The 12,579-nt window shown below is 67.7% G+C and carries 11 protein-coding genes; 2 read left to right on the top strand and 9 right to left on the bottom strand.

The window, feature by feature from the left end; all coding sequences use genetic code 11:
- Positions 1-18: 18 nt before the first annotated feature.
- Both aceA and aceB read right to left on the bottom strand, forming a co-directional pair.
- On the bottom strand, positions 19-1,317 hold the full coding sequence (aceA, locus tag ASD55_RS02130; protein WP_056763396.1) for an isocitrate lyase: 1,299 nt from the start codon (positions 1,315-1,317) through the stop codon (positions 19-21).
- Positions 1,318-1,458: 141 nt separating this feature from the next.
- On the bottom strand, positions 1,459-3,069 hold the full coding sequence (gene aceB / locus ASD55_RS02135; RefSeq protein ID WP_056763397.1) for a malate synthase A: 1,611 nt from the start codon (positions 3,067-3,069) through the stop codon (positions 1,459-1,461).
- 122 nt (positions 3,070-3,191) lie between these two features.
- Here aceB and ASD55_RS02140 point away from each other — a divergent pair, with 122 nt between their 5' ends.
- Positions 3,192-4,229, top strand: coding sequence for a LysR family transcriptional regulator (locus ASD55_RS02140; protein ID WP_056764428.1), 1,038 nt, complete (start codon positions 3,192-3,194; stop codon positions 4,227-4,229).
- A gap of 28 nt (positions 4,230-4,257) precedes the next feature.
- On the opposite strand, the gene ASD55_RS02145 is transcribed toward ASD55_RS02140, so the two are convergent.
- The 7 genes from ASD55_RS02145 to ASD55_RS02175 all read right to left on the bottom strand — a co-directional run bounded on the left by ASD55_RS02145 (position 4,258) and on the right by ASD55_RS02175 (position 9,299).
- Complete coding sequence (locus ASD55_RS02145) at positions 4,258-4,854, bottom strand: 1-acyl-sn-glycerol-3-phosphate acyltransferase (RefSeq protein ID WP_056763399.1); 597 nt, start codon at positions 4,852-4,854, stop codon at positions 4,258-4,260.
- On the bottom strand, positions 4,851-5,273 hold the full coding sequence (gene arfB, locus ASD55_RS02150; RefSeq protein WP_056763401.1) for an alternative ribosome rescue aminoacyl-tRNA hydrolase ArfB: 423 nt from the start codon (positions 5,271-5,273) through the stop codon (positions 4,851-4,853). Before arfB ends, ASD55_RS02145 begins: the two co-directional genes overlap by 4 nt.
- Positions 5,274-5,382: 109 nt before the next feature.
- A complete protein-coding gene (locus ASD55_RS02155; protein ID WP_056763403.1) occupies positions 5,383-6,129 on the bottom strand; it encodes a pseudouridine synthase in 747 nt (248 codons plus the stop codon).
- A gap of 21 nt (positions 6,130-6,150) precedes the next feature.
- Positions 6,151-7,800 carry a ubiquinone biosynthesis regulatory protein kinase UbiB gene (ubiB, locus tag ASD55_RS02160; RefSeq protein ID WP_056763405.1) on the bottom strand — a complete coding sequence of 550 codons (1,650 nt, stop codon included), beginning with the start codon at positions 7,798-7,800 and terminating at the stop codon, positions 6,151-6,153.
- A complete protein-coding gene (locus ASD55_RS02165) occupies positions 7,797-8,447 on the bottom strand; it encodes an SCP2 sterol-binding domain-containing protein (protein ID WP_056763407.1) in 651 nt (216 codons plus the stop codon). Before ASD55_RS02165 ends, ubiB begins: the two co-directional genes overlap by 4 nt.
- A 124-nt stretch (positions 8,448-8,571) precedes the next feature.
- Complete coding sequence (trmL, locus tag ASD55_RS02170) at positions 8,572-9,045, bottom strand: tRNA (uridine(34)/cytosine(34)/5-carboxymethylaminomethyluridine(34)-2'-O)-methyltransferase TrmL (RefSeq protein ID WP_056763409.1); 474 nt, start codon at positions 9,043-9,045, stop codon at positions 8,572-8,574.
- Between the two features lie 32 nt (positions 9,046-9,077).
- Complete coding sequence (locus tag ASD55_RS02175; RefSeq protein WP_056717441.1) at positions 9,078-9,299, bottom strand: hypothetical protein; 222 nt, start codon at positions 9,297-9,299, stop codon at positions 9,078-9,080.
- 273 nt (positions 9,300-9,572) lie between these two features.
- Here ASD55_RS02175 and ASD55_RS02180 point away from each other — a divergent pair, with 273 nt between their 5' ends.
- Positions 9,573-12,446, top strand: a complete 2,874-nt coding sequence (locus ASD55_RS02180) for a pitrilysin family protein (RefSeq protein ID WP_056763411.1) — start codon at positions 9,573-9,575, stop codon at positions 12,444-12,446.
- The last annotated feature ends 133 nt before the right edge of the window (positions 12,447-12,579 follow it).

Consider the following 12,579-nt stretch of genomic DNA (forward strand, 5'->3'; position numbering starts at 1 on the left):
TGCGCCCCTACGCGTTCTTCAGGCCGCCGAAGCCTGCTTGAACTGGGCTTCTTCGGTCGAGCCTTTCAGCGCGGTGGTCGACGACTGTCCCTGCTGGATCGCCTGGGTCACGGCGTCGAAGTAGCCGGTGCCCACTTCGCGCTGGTGCTTCACCGCGGTGAAGCCGCGGTCGGCGGCGGCGAATTCCTTTTCCTGCAGTTCGACGAAGGCGCTCATCTGGCGGCGGGCGTAACCGTGCGCCAGGTCGAACATGCCGTAGTTGAGGCTGTGGAAGCCGGCCAGGGTGATGAACTGGAACTTGTAGCCCATCGCACCCAGTTCCTTCTGGAAGTTGGCGATGGTGGCGTCGTCCAGGTTCTTCTTCCAGTTGAAGCTGGGCGAGCAGTTGTAGGCCAGCATCTTGCCGGGGAACTTCGCGTGGATCGCCTCGGCGAAGCGGCGCGCGTCGTCCAGGTTCGGCTTGCTGGTCTCGCACCAGATCAGGTCGGCGTACGGCGCGTAGGCGAGGCCGCGGCTGATCGCCTGGTCCAGGCCGGGCCTGACGCGGAAGAAGCCTTCGACGGTGCGTTCGCCGGTGATGAAGGCCTTGTCGTTGTCGTCGATGTCCGAGGTGAGCAGGTCGGCGGCGTCGGCGTCGGTGCGCGCCACCAGCAGGGTCGGCACGCCGGCCACGTCGGCGGCCAGGCGCGCCGCGTTCAACTTGTCGACCGCCTCGCGGGTCGGCACCAGCACCTTGCCGCCCATGTGGCCGCACTTCTTCACGCTGGCCAGCTGGTCCTCGAAATGCACGCCGGCGGCGCCGGCCTCGATCATCGCCTTCATCAGCTCGAACGCGTTCAGCACGCCGCCGAAGCCGGCCTCGGCGTCGGCCACGATCGGCACCAGCCAGTCGCAGTCGTCCTTGCCTTCGGCATGATGCAATTGATCGGCGCGCAGCAAGGTGTTGTTGATCCGCTTCACCACCAGCGGCACCGAATTGGCCGGGTACAGCGACTGGTCGGGATACATCTCGCCGGCCACGTTGGCGTCGGCGGCGACTTGCCAGCCGCTCAGGTAAATCGCCTGCAGGCCGGCCTTGACCTGCTGCATCGCCTGATTGCCGGTGAGCGCACCCAGCGCATTGACGAAGTCTTCCTTGTGCAGCGATTTCCACAGCCGCTCGGCACCATGGCGGGCCAGCGAGTGCTCCACGTGCACGGTGCCGCGCAGGCGCACCACGTCTTCGGCGGAGTAGTTGCGCTGCACGCCGGTCCAGCGCGGGTCGTTGTTCCAGTCCAGGGTGATCTGTTCGGCGGTCGGCAGGGTCGTGGTCTTCATGGCATGGCTCCGTGGTATTGAGCCCCTCTCCCTACGGGAGAGGGGTTGGGGAGAGGGTTCGGGCGAAGCGCGGCAGCGCATTCGACCTCGTACCCTCATCCGCCCTTCGGGCACCTTCTCCCGGAGGGAGAAGGGAAAAAATCAAAGCTGGTCGTAGGCGGGCAGGGTGAGGAAGTCGCCGAGCACGTCGGCGTGGGTCATCGCCGAGAGCAGGGCAGCGGCCGCGTCGGCGCGGGCGGCGCCGGGATGCTGGCTGTCGCGCAGTCGGTGGGTGTGGCAGGCCAGTGCGTGGTCGAACAGGGCGAAGTCGATCGGTGCGTGGTCGGGGAATGCCAGGGCCTCCGCGTGCGACCCGTCGGCGTGATGCAGCCACTGCCACAACTGGGCGCGGGCAATCTCGGCGGTGGCGGCGTCTTCCATCAGGTGATGGATCGGCACGCAGCCCAGGCCATCGAGCCAGGCGGCGGTGTAGCGCAGGCACACCTCGACGTTGTTGTCGAAGCCGGCGCGGGTGATGGTGCCGTTGGGCGCGGCGAGCAGCTGTTCGCGGCTGACCTGCACGTCCTGGCGCAGCACGCCGAGCTGGTTGGCGCCGGGCATGTGCTGGTCGAAGACCTGCTGCGCCACGGCCACCAGCGCCGGGTGCGCCACCCAAGTGCCGTCGTGGCCGGCCTGCACCTCGCGCAGCTTGTCGGCGCGCACCTTGGCCAGCGCCGCCTCGTTGGCGGCTTCGTCGCCCTTGATCGGGATCTGCGCGGCCATGCCGCCCATCGCGAACGCGCCGCGACGATGGCAGGTCTGGATCAGCAGTTCGGAATACGCCTTCAGGAACGGCGCGGTCATCTGCACCTGGCTGCGCTCGGGCAGCAGGCGGTCGCGATGGCCGCGCAGGGTTTTCAGGTAGGAAAAGATGTAATCCCAGCGGCCGCAATTGAGGCCGACCGCGCGACGGCGCAGCGCATGCAGAATCTCGTGCATCTGGAACGCCGCCGGCAGCGTCTCGATCAGCACGGTGGCCTTCATCGTGCCTACCGGCAGCTGCAGTTCGTTCTCGGCGTCGGCCATCACCGCGTCCCACAGCGCGGCCTCCTCCATCGCCTCGAGTTTCGGCAGGTAGAAATACGGGCCGCGGTCACGGCTGTGCAGGGCGCGGGCGTTGTGCAGCACGAACAGGGCGAAGTCGACCAGGGCGCCGGACATCGGCTCGCCATCCACGCTGAAGAACTTGTCGTGCAGGTGCCAGCCGCGGGGGCGCACCACCAGCACGGCGGGGTTGTCGCCCACGCGGTAGTGCTTGCCCTCGGGTGAGGTGAAGTCGATCGAGCCATTCACCGCGTCGCGCAGGTTGAGCTGGCCGTCGAGCTGGTTGGCGAAGGTCGGCGCCGAGGAGTCCTCGAAGTCGGCCATGAACACCTTCGCGCCGGAATTCAGCGCGTTGATGATCATCTTGCGCTCGACCGGGCCGGTGATCTCGACGCGACGGTCACGCAGCGCCGGCGGGATCGGCGCCACGCTCCAGTCCGATTCGCGGATCGCCGCCGTGTCGGCGCGGAAGTCGGGCAGGCCGCCGGCGTCGTACGTCGCCTGGCGCTCGCGCCGCGCCTGCAGCAACTTCTGGCGGGTCGGTTCGAAGCGGCGGTGCAGCCGGGCCAGCAAGGCCAGCGCTGCCGGGGTCAGGATGCTCGCGTAACCGGCCGCGTCGGCATGAATCTCGATGGCGCCGAGTTCGAGTCTTTCCTGCGGTACTGCCATGGTGTCGCTCCGTGTCGGGAATGACTCGAAGCTAGGTACAAATCAGCTATTTGACAAAGTGAATGTTTCAATCATTACTATGAGCAAATGCAATACGTACTCCAAGATATTGAAATATGGCGATGAAAAAGCACGACGCGTCGCTGAACGGACCGAAAAAGCCGCGCCGCAGCGCAGCAAAGAAGCGCGGCGAGGTCGCGTCGACGGAGAACGGCGGGCGCTATTACTACAAAGGCAATCGGCACAAGCAGTTGCGTGCCTTTGTCAGCGTGGTGAAGCTGGGTACGCTGACCCGCGCGGCCGAGGCGCTGTACCTGTCGCAACCCACCATCAGCCTGCAATTGCAGGCGCTGGAGCGGGAACTCGGCATGAGCCTGCTGGAACGGCGCCGGCGCCGCATCAACCTCACCGACGCAGGCGAGGCGTTGTATGAACTGGCGCGGCCGTTGGTCGAAGGCTGGGACACGCTGGACCGCGACTTCCAGGCCAGGGTGAAGGGACTGCAGGCCGGCCGCCTGACCATCGCCGCCGGCACCTCGACCATCCAGTACCTGCTGCCCGACCTGGTGCGCCGCTACCGCGAGCGCTTCCCCGCGGTGCAGCTGCAGCTGGCCAACGTCACCGGCAAGGACGGCATGGCGATGCTGCGCGCGGACGAGGCCGACTTCGCCGTGGGCTCGATGCTCGACGTTCCCAACGACATCGCCTGGGCGCCGGTGCAGCACTACGACCCGATGCTGATCATGCCGCCGGGTCATCCGCTGGCGGCCAAGGAAAAGATCACCCTGGAAGACCTGTCACCTTACGGCCTGATCCTGCCGCCACAGCGGCTGTCCACCTACCGCCTGGTCGACCTGGTGTTCCAGCAGCAGCAGGTGCCATTCCACGTGGCGATCGAGGTCGGCGGCTGGGACGTGATCAAGGAGTACGTGGCGATGGGCATGGGCATCTCCATCGTCACCGGCATCTGCATCACCGCCGTCGACAGCGAACGGCTGGCGGTGCGCAACATGAAGCAGTTCTTCCCCCAGCGCAGCTACGGCGTGGTGATGCGCAAGGGCAAGTTCCTCAGCGCCGAGGCGCGGGCCTTCATCGACCTGGTGCGGCCCGGCCTGCTGACCCATCGCGAACACGACGATCCGGGCCATTCGCAGCGTTGACGCGGCGGCAGGGCGCGCCCGCATCCGGTCACACGTTGCGGTGCTTGCCCCGGAACGGCGCATAGAACGCGCGCAGGCGGGCGAGGTCCGCCTCCAGGTCGTCGCTGGTGTGGAACAGCGGGCCGACGCCGATGGTCTTGTCCGGATAGTTGAACCAGGCCGTGACGATGGGTACGCCGGCCTCGTGGGCGATGCGCCAGAAGCCGCTCTTCCAGCGCGCCACCGGCTTGCGCGTGCCTTCGGGCGCGATGCCCAGCCACAGCGATTCGTGCTGCTGCAACTGGTCGATCATCTGCTCGACCACGCCCTTGGCGGCGCCGCGGTCGATCGGCATGCCGCCCAGCTTCAGCAGCAGCTTGCCCAGCGGGCCGCGGAACAGCTCCTGCTTGCCCATGAAATGGATGTCGGCGCCGATGCCGACCTTCATCAGCAGGCCCCACACGCCATCCCACCACGACGAGTGCGGTGCGGCGATCAGCACGGCGCGGCGCACGTCGGGAAACTCGCCGACCAGGCTCCAGCCGCACAGGCGAAGTACGCCTCGACAGAGTCGGCGGCGCCAGTTGTCGGCCAGATGCGGCATGCCCGGCGGCAGTTGCCCGGGGCTGGGCAGTTGTCCCTTCATTCGAGATCCGGCTTGCGTGAACGGGACTGCTTGATCTGGCCGCGTTGCTGCTTGCCCACCAGGCGACGTTCCTTCGAGGCGCGGGTGGGGCGGGTGGCCAGGCGCTTCTTCGGCGGCACCAGCACGCCGCGGATGATCTCCACCAGGCGCTCGCGCACGTCGTCGCGATTGCGGCCCTGATCGCGGAAGCGGCGGCCCTGGATCACCAGCACGCCTTCGGCGGTCAGCCGGCGATCGCGGCGCTCCAGCAGACGCGTGCGGATATCCTCAGGCAGCGACGGCGAGCTGACCACGTCGAAGCGCAGCTCCACCGCACTCTCGGTGCGATTCACATGCTGTCCGCCGGGGCCGTCGGCGCGCAGGAAGCGCTCGACGAGCTCGGACTCGGGCAGGGTGATGATGTGGCTGACGGTCAACATGCCAGGCAGTTTACGGGCAAGCGAAAGGCGGGGCGAGAGACGGGCTTCTTCCCGTGTGGGCCGGGCGTGGCGCCGTGTGCTCCTCGACTTGGCCTCCGTGCGGCGACGCTCAGGACGGACCGAGGGGTGGCGGGAAGTCGTTCGCCGGTGCTTCGATGTCCTCGGGCCGGGGCCAGCCGAACCGGGCGAGCAGGTGCGTGTAAGCCTCATCCAGCGGAGCTTCCAGCTGCATCGGCACGCCGGTGACCGGGTGGTGGAAATCCAGCCGCCATGCGTGCAGCAGCATCCGATGACAGCCGAAATGCTGCTTGTACAGGCGGTTGTGGTCGCCGCGGCCGTGCTGGCAATCGCCGATCACCGGGTGGTGGATATGCGCCAGGTGCTTGCGGATCTGGCGGAAGCGGCCGCTTTCGGGTTCGGCGAGAACCAGCGCGTAGCGCTGCTGCGGATAGCGGCCCAGTTCGATCGGCACCTCGATGGTGGCGAGGCGCCGGTAGCGGGTGCGTGCCTCGCGGCGTGGGCCGGTTTCGCGCGAGCCGGGCAGCGGATAGTCGATCACCTCTTCGCCCGGTTCGGGCCAGCCGCGCACCACCACGAGGTACTGCTTGTGGATGCTGCGGGCCATGAACTGTTCGCCCAGCGCGGCGGCGACCTCCTTGCTGCGCGCCACCAGCAGCACGCCACTGGTGGCGCGGTCGAGCCGGTGGGCCAGGTAGACGTTGTCGCCGATCTGTTCGCGCAACAGGTCGATCAGGAATTCCTCGGCGTTGCCCACCATCTTCGAGCGATGCACGGCAAGGTTCGCGGGCTTGTTCACCGCGATCAGCGCGTCGTCCTGGTACAGGATCTCGATCATGGGTCGGTGCGCTCGCCGCGATCAGCGCGCGCGCGGCCAGCCGGTCGCGAAGGCCAGCAGGCCGGCGATGCCGGTGCCCAGCGGCGGCCAGATGCCGTAGTGCGGCGACAGCGTGCCCAGCAGGGTCGCGCCGATCAGCAGCGTGCTGCCGAGCAGGCTGCAGGCGATCAGCTTGTGCTGGCGTCGGGCGTTGTCCAGGCTCAGTTTCAGCGCCAGCGGGTCGCTCAGCATGCGCCGTTCGCCGCGACCGATCTGGCGCAGCGCGTCGCGCACCAGCTCGGGGAATTGCGGTGCCTCGTGCAGCCATTCGGGCAACCGCTTGCGCACTTCGCGCAAGGTGCGCAACGGGCTGTAGCGTTCGCGCAGGATGCGTTTCAGCACCGGGTGCGCCACCGCCCAGATGTCGATCTCCGGATCGAGCATGCGGCCTACGCCCTCGATGTTCAGCAGGGTCTTCTGCAGCAGGATCAGCTGCGGCTGCAGGGTCAGCTCGAAACGCCGCGCGGTCTGGAACAGCTTCACCACCAGCTCGGCCAGCGAGATCTGCGACAACGGGCGGGTGAAGTACGGCTCGCACACCGTGCGCACGGCGGCTTCCAGCTCGTCCAGCCGCACGTCGGCGGGCATCCAGCCCGCGTCCACGTGCAGCTTGGCGATGCGGGCGTAGTCGCGTTCGAACAGCGCGATGAAGTTCTGCGCCAGCCAATACTGGTCGGCTTCGGGCAGCGAACCCATGATGCCGAAATCCAGCGCGATGAAGCGCGGTTCGCGGGTGCGCGCCGGGTCGACCCAGATGTTGCCGGGGTGGGCGTCGGCGTGGAAGAAGTTGTCGCGGAACACCTGCTCGTAGAACACCCGCACGCCCTTGACGGCAAGCGCCTTGCGGTCGAGCCCGGCGGCGTCGATCGCGGCGATGTCGTCGCTGCTGAGGCCGTGCACCCGCTCCAGGGTGAGCACGCGGGTGGCGGTCAGGTCCCAGTGCACTTCAGGCACGTAGAGGTCCACGCCGCTGGCGAAGTTGCGCCGGAGCAGGCTGGCGCTGGCGCCTTCGCGCTGCAGGTCCAGCTCGTTCTCCAGCATCTTCTCGACTTCGGCCACCACGTCCAGCGGACGGATCTTGTCGGCGTTCGGGTGCCAGCGCTGGGCCAGTTCGCCCAGCGAACGCAGCAGTTTCACGTCGCGGGCGATCTGCGCATCGATGCCCGGGCGCAGCACCTTGACCACCACCTCGCGGCCGTCGTGCAAGGTGGCGGCATGCACCTGGGCGATCGAGGCGGAGGCCAGCGGGGTCTCGTCGAAACGGGCGTATAGACGTCCAATCGGCAGCTTCAGTTCCTGCTCGACGATCGCGCGGGCTTCGCTGCCCGGGAACGGCGCGACCTGGTCCTGCAGCAGGGCCAGCTCGTCGGCGATGTCGGCCGGCACCAGGTCGCGGCGGGTCGACAACACCTGGCCGGCCTTGACGAAGATCGGCCCCAGTTCGGTCAGCGCATGACGCAGGCGCGCGCCGCGCGGCAAGCCGCGGATGTCGACGTGCGGTTTCGCCACCAGCGGCCGCAGCAGCTTCAGCGGACGGTACAGGTGCGCCGCGTCGACCAGTTCGTCGAGCCGATACGCCAGCAGCACCGAGGCGACCCGCAGCAGCCGCGGCACGACCTTCAGCGGCGTCACGCGGCGCTGCCCGACACGCGCTGCAGCAGTCGCTGCACGCGCGATTCGAGTCGTTCGCTGCGTTCGCGCAGCTCGTCCACGCCGTCGAGGAAACCCTCCACCTCGCCCGGCGCCATCGCCACGCGCGCCTCGTCGCGCAACCAGTCCGCGCCATCCTCGGTGAGGTGGCTGGCGGTTTCGCGGGCGTGGGCCAGGCCCTTGCGCACCGTCCTGGCCAGCGGCACGCCGAGCACGTCGCCGAACGTGCGCGCGAACGCCTCCTCGAAATCGGGAGCGAACTTGCTGGCCAGCTTTTCCAGCCGGCGCGCCAGCTCGGCATCGCCGGCGATCTCCACCTTGCCCGGGGCGATGCCGTCGTCGTCGCGGCGGAACATCATCGCCAGCAGGCTGCCCGGTGAGGCGGCGACCTTCAGCTGGTCATCCACCTGCGGCGGGCCCACCTTGAGGCGGGCGTCCTCGACGGTGATGGCCAGCGCGATCTCGGGGCCGCGCAGATGCAGCTGCACGCTGCGTCCATTCAGTGCGGCCAGCTTCTGCTGCGTGTCCGGATCGAGCGACAAGGTGTGGTTCAGCGCGGTTTCCAGCGCACGGCCGGCAAGCTTGCGCAGCGGTTGCGGCAACCAGGAGTTGGGAGTGGCGGCGTTCATCTGCCGATTGTAGCGGGGCGGCGCGGGCGCCGCCGGGAATGGCGAATAGGGAGTCGGACAGGCAAGGGCAAAAGCAGTGGCGCCCGCCCCCTTCAACCTCGCGGAAGAGCGCTCTTCCGATTCCCTATTCCTGGCTCCCGGCTCCAACGAAGCCGAGTTGCCGCCATGCCTCGTAGACGGCCACGGCCACCGTGTTCGACAGGTTCAGGCTGCGGCTGTCCGGATGCATCGGCAGGCGCAGGCGTTGTTCGGCGGGAATCGCCTCGAGCACGGCCGCCGGCAGTCCGGCGGTTTCGCAGCCGAACAGCAAGGCGTCGCCGTCGGCAAAACGCGCCTCCACATGGGCGACACGGCCGCGGGTGGTGAAGGCGAACACCCTGGGCGCACCGATCGCATCGAGGCAACTGGCCAGGTCGTCGTGCACCGCGAGCCTTGCGTACTCGTGGTAGTCCAGCCCGGCGCGGCGCAGGCGGGCATCGTCAAGTTCGAAGCCCAGCGGGCGGATCAGATGCAGCCCAGCGCCGGTGTTCGCGCACAGGCGAATCACGTTGCCGGTGTTCGGCGGGATCTCGGGATTGAACAGGATGACGTGGAGCATCCGCCATTATCGCCGTACGGCATCGCCCGGGATCAACCGTTGAGCGGCGACGCCGTGCCGAGCTGGGCGCACATCACGCCGTCGGGCGGCAAGGCGCAACTGCTCGGTGCCGCCAGCAGGATGGTCCGCAGGGAATGGCTGCCGGCCAGCTGTATCGAGGCCGGCGTGGTGGTCACCATCGCGCCGAAGATCAGGCCGCATACCGCCAGGCAGGCGATGAACAGTCCGCGCAACATCAGGGTTTCGAATTTCATGAGCTTGTCTCCGACGAATGGGGGAAGAGTCCCTGCACGGACATAAGAGCAATCCGCGTGCCAACGGTTGCAAACGCCCCAAGTGCTTGATTTGACGCGCTCATCACGGCGGCCCCGGGCGAACAATCCTGTCCGCGGACACCGTTGTCGACCGCCGCCGGACAGCCGGACATGCGGGCGGACGCCCCGGGCGGACCCTGCCGCAAGTCATTTGCGACACCTGTCCCGCACCGCTAGCCTGTGTCGACTTATCCGTGAAACAGGAGGTTCACCGTGACAAAGAAACCACTCGCTCTGCTGATCGCCGGCGCGCTCACCCTGGCTGGCGGCGTGCCGCTGGCATGGGCGGCTCCCGCGGCGGCCGCGACGACTGCCGCCGCCTCGCAGCAGATTCCCGAGCTGGCCTACAGCCGCTTCACCCTGCCCAACGGCCTCACCGTGGTGGTGCACGAAGACCACAAGGCGCCGGTGGTGGCGGTCAGCGTCTGGTATCACGTCGGTTCGTCGTATGAGCCGAAGGGCAAGACCGGTTTCGCGCACCTGTTCGAGCACCTGATGTTCCAGGGCTCGGAGAACCACAAGGACGAGTACTTCAAGCCGTTCGAGCTGGCCGGCTCCACCGACCAGAACGGCACCACCTGGCTCGATCGCACCAATTATTTCGAGACGGTGCCGACCAGCGCGCTGGACATGGCACTGTGGATGGAGTCCGACCGCATGGGACACCTGCTGGGCGCGATCGGCCAGCCGCAGCTGGACGAGCAGCGCGGCGTGGTGCAGAACGAGAAGCGCCAGGGCGAGAACCAGCCCTACGGCCGCGCGGGCGAACTGATCCAGGCCGAGGCGTTCCCGGCCAATCATCCCTACCACCACGACACCATCGGTTCGATGGACGACTTGAACGCCGCCTCGCTGGGTGACGTCAAGCAGTGGTTCCGCGACTACTACGGCGCGGCGAACACGGTGGTGGTGCTGTCCGGCGACATCACGCCGGCGGTGGCGAAGGAAAAGATGCAGAAGTACTTCGGCGACATCGCCGCCGGCCCGCAGGTGCCGCGTCCGCAGCCGTGGATCGCCCCCCGCGACAGCTCCACCCGGGGCACCATGACCGACAACGTGGCGCAGACCCGCATCTACCGCGAGTGGAACGTGCCCGGTCGCGGCAACAACGACGAGAACCTGCTGGAACTGGCCGCCGCCGTGCTCGGCGGCAGCAAGACCTCGCGGCTGTACCAGCGGCTGGTCTACCAGGACAAGCTGGCCGACGACGTCTCGGTGGATGTCGAGCAGCACGTGCTGGCCAGCATGTTCAACCTGCAGGTCGACGTGAAAAAGGGTGTCGACCCGGCGAAGGTCGAGGCCGCGATTGCCGACGAGTGGCAGAAATTCCTGAAAACCGGCCCCACCGCCGACGAACTGGCGCGGGTGAAGACCGAGACGCGCGCCTCCTTCGTGCGCGGCCTGGAAAAGGTCAACACGCAGGCTTCGATCCTCGCCCAGGGCCAGCTGTATCACGGCGATCCGGGGCAGTACCTGAAGGACTTCAACGCGTTCATGGCGGCGACTCCGGCCAGCGTCAAGGCGGTGGCCGACAAGTGGATCAGCAAGGGTGATTACACCCTGACCGTCGTGCCGGGCAAGGTCGACGCCACCGACATGGCCAAGATGGCCGGTCGTGCCGCGGCCACCGGCGCGCCGGCACCGGTGCTTTCGGCCAAGGGTGACTACAAGACGGTGGCCAGCGACGTCGACCGCAGCAAGGGCGTGCCCGAGGTCAGCAGCTTCCCCGACCTCAGCTTCCCGGAGCTGCAGCGGGGCAAGCTCGATAACGGCATCGAGGTGGTCCTGGCCGAACGCCATACGGTGCCGGCGGTGCAGTTGCAGCTGCTGTTCGACGCGGGCTTCGCCGCCGACCAGGGGCGCAAGCTGGGCACCTCCAGCTTCACCATGAACATGCTCGACGAAGGCACCAAGACTTTGGACTCGGTGGAGATCGCCAAGCGCAAGCAGCGCCTGGGCGCGATCATCGCCAGCGGTTGCGGGCTGGACTACTGCAATGCCTCGCTGAACGCGCTGGACGACCAGCTCAAGCCGTCGCTGGACCTGTTCGCCGACATCGTGCGCAACCCGGCCTTCCGTGACGGCGACACCAGTCGCCTGCGCGGCCAGTGGCTGGCGCGCATCGCCCAGGAAAAGAGCCAGCCCACCGGCATCGCCCTGCGCACCCTGCCGCCGCTGCTGTACGGCCAGGGCCACGCCTACGCGATCCCGTTCACCGGTTCGGGCACCGAGGCGTCGATCAAGTCGCTGACCGCGGCCGACATGCACAGCTTCATGGACGACTACATCCGCCCGGACAACGTGAAGATCCTGGTCGCCGGCGACACCACGCTGGACAAGATCATTCCGCAGTTGAACGCGGTGTTCGGCGACTGGAAAGCACCGGCCGGCAAGGTGCCGGTGAAGAACATCGGCCAGGTCACGCCGCCGTCGCAGGCGCGCGTGTTCCTGGTCGATCGTCCCGGAGCGCAGCAGACGCTGATCCTCGCCGGCAGCCTGGCGCCTTCCACCGAAGCGGCCAACAACCTGGAAATCCAGACCATGAACGGTGCCTTCGGCGGCACCTTCACCTCGCGCCTCAACATGAACCTGCGCGAGGACAAGCACTGGGCCTACGGCGCCTTCAGCTTCCTGCAGAACGCGGTGGGGCAGCGTCCGTTCATGCTGTACGCGCCGGTGCAGACCGACAAGACCGCGCCGTCGATCGCCGAAATGCTGAAGGAGGCCAACGGCGTGATCGGCGACAAGCCGCTGACCGATGCCGAGATCAGCAAGGTCAAGGTCGGCGACGTGCGCAGCATGCCGGGCGAGTACCAGACCACCTCGGCGGTGATGGGCGCGATGCAGGGCATCGCCCTGTATCACCGCCCGGATGACTACGTGCAGACCCTGAAGTCGCGCATCGAGGGGCAGACCGATGCCGCGGTGGAAGCGGCAGCGAAGCAGATCATCCATCCGGACCAGCTGACCTGGGTGATCGTCGGCGACCTGGCGAAGATCGAGTCGCCGATCCGCGCGCTCAAGCTCGGCCAGGTGCAGGTGCTCGATGCCGACGGCAAGCCGGTGGCGGCGAAGCCGGCCAAGTGAGCCCGCAGGCGGCGCCGGCATGAACCGGCGCCGCATGTCGTGCGGCCGCCGCGGGACGCGTCCGCGCCACCGCGTTACGATGGAGGCCGGATCGCAAGTTCCGGCCTCTTTCCTATTCCAAGTCACTGCTGCG

Source organism: Rhodanobacter sp. Root561, from assembly GCF_001427365.1.
In the GTDB taxonomy this organism is placed as follows: Bacteria; Pseudomonadota; Gammaproteobacteria; order Xanthomonadales; family Rhodanobacteraceae; genus Rhodanobacter.

Coding starts and splice junctions, on each gene's coding strand:
- ASD55_RS02155 (WP_056763403.1), bottom strand. CDS start 6,129: ATGATCGAGATCCTGTACCAGGACGACGCGCTGATCGCGGTGAACAAG.
- ASD55_RS02165 (WP_056763407.1), bottom strand. CDS start 8,447: ATGAACGCCGCCACTCCCAACTCCTGGTTGCCGCAACCGCTGCGCAAG.
- ASD55_RS02175 (WP_056717441.1), bottom strand. CDS start 9,299: ATGAAATTCGAAACCCTGATGTTGCGCGGACTGTTCATCGCCTGCCTG.
- ASD55_RS02140 (WP_056764428.1), top strand. CDS start 3,192: ATGAAAAAGCACGACGCGTCGCTGAACGGACCGAAAAAGCCGCGCCGC.
- aceB (WP_056763397.1), bottom strand. CDS start 3,069: ATGGCAGTACCGCAGGAAAGACTCGAACTCGGCGCCATCGAGATTCAT.
- arfB (WP_056763401.1), bottom strand. CDS start 5,273: ATGTTGACCGTCAGCCACATCATCACCCTGCCCGAGTCCGAGCTCGTC.
- aceA (WP_056763396.1), bottom strand. CDS start 1,317: ATGAAGACCACGACCCTGCCGACCGCCGAACAGATCACCCTGGACTGG.
- ASD55_RS02145 (WP_056763399.1), bottom strand. CDS start 4,854: ATGAAGGGACAACTGCCCAGCCCCGGGCAACTGCCGCCGGGCATGCCG.
- trmL (WP_056763409.1), bottom strand. CDS start 9,045: ATGCTCCACGTCATCCTGTTCAATCCCGAGATCCCGCCGAACACCGGC.